The 1,328-nt window shown below is 34.5% G+C and carries 1 protein-coding gene and 1 pseudogene; both read right to left on the bottom strand.

Going from position 1 to position 1,328, the window contains the following annotated elements:
* Window positions 1–226: 226 nt before the first annotated feature.
* Window positions 227–1,168, bottom strand: a complete 942-nt coding sequence (locus ACFIMU_RS08625; protein WP_375697033.1) for a type IV secretion system protein — start codon at window positions 1,166–1,168, stop codon at window positions 227–229.
* A 69-nt stretch (window positions 1,169–1,237) separates the two neighbouring features.
* Window positions 1,238–1,328 (bottom strand): annotated as a pseudogene (locus tag ACFIMU_RS08620) (TrwH protein); the annotation flags it as partial.

Below are 1,328 nucleotides of genomic sequence, written 5' to 3'. Positions count from 1 at the left end.
GATCAATTTTATTGAAAAGTTGCGTGAACACTGTAAAGTCCATGGAATTCCTCTTTAATGAATTTTCAACTTTTTATCACCTTGGAACATAGATATATGCTAAACACTTCATTTGCATTTATATATTACCTAAGTGTTTTCAGCACGATATCTTGGCTTTGATAAAATCTTTGTGCCTCTCTTAATTGTTCAGAGAGTACTGAACCTTCTACATCGGCTTTTGTTTTCATCGTATGGTAGGCATCCCTTTTTTTTCATGATCAAAAATTTTCATATCAAGTTCGCGTCTTTTCCTTTTGATAAGTGATTGCTCAGCGTTACGTAAATGTGCTACCATTTGCACCTTTATAAATTCATTTTGGATCATGGCTAACGAACCATCGATATGTGCTTGAAGATCTGCAATATCTTTCAGGTTTTCTTTTGTTTGAAGTTCATTAAATAGACTTTTGAGGTATTGAAAACGATTTTCTACGTTTTCAAAAGTTTCTAAACTTACAGCTTTATCTAGTATCGATGCAAATTGTAAACGCTCTGAAATAGTTTTGCCCATTTGATCAAAAGGCCCAGAAACTTTGTTTTCGTCCTCTAGTACCTTTTGATATGATTCTCTTGAAAGCTTATCACTCTTATAGAGCGATTCTGGTTCTTTGAGAAAAAAACTAGAAAAATCTATTTTTTCAGGTCTAGTTTTTTGACTATTTGTTATAGCTTGATAGGTTTTTTCTGTTTGTGAAATTTGTTCTTTTTTCAACTCAAGCTGTTTTTTTAAGAGCTCAATAATTTCCTCTTTTTTTAATAGATTAGTAAGCTCCAGATATTTTGCTGATGGAGCAGATACGAAAGTTGATTTAGGTACCTGAGCTGTGGGAGATACTGGAGGTGTGTTAGATGGCTTAGAGCCAATAGGTTTGGACGGTACGCGATTTCTTATCGTTCCCAAATTAGAAAGGTCAATTTTAATATCGGGTGGAAGTTTACGTGGTGGCTCATAGCCTTTTGGTGGTTTTGGTTTATAATTGTTGCTTGAATCGAGATCTCCTGACCCTATACTAGGAACTGCAAAACGGCTATGACCTCCTCCTTGCTTAGTAAGAGTGTTACTTCTTGCTAAGTTTGTTGTTCCAAAAAAAGCACTAATCGCTATGATAATAATCAGCTTTTGCATATTTCATACCTTTTAATTTTCACATATTTAGAAAGACTGACCATTACATTATTAACTTCATAAATCAGTTTATGAGATTCCGTTGTCTCCTCGCTTGATTTCGGCAGGGATTGTTTTATTAATAGGCACACGGTTCCTATCATTGGGCTGTTTTAGCTTT

The organism is Bartonella sp. AC70YNML (assembly GCF_042196545.1).
In the GTDB taxonomy this organism is placed as follows: Bacteria; Pseudomonadota; Alphaproteobacteria; order Rhizobiales; family Rhizobiaceae; genus Bartonella.
Note: the sequence above shows the minus strand (reverse complement) of the source record. Positions and strands in the feature narration are given on the sequence as shown.

Excerpts from the sequence above, each read along its gene's own strand:
- ACFIMU_RS08625 (WP_375697033.1), bottom strand. The coding sequence starts at position 1,168 with ATGCAAAAGCTGATTATTATCATAGCGATTAGTGCTTTTTTTGGAACA.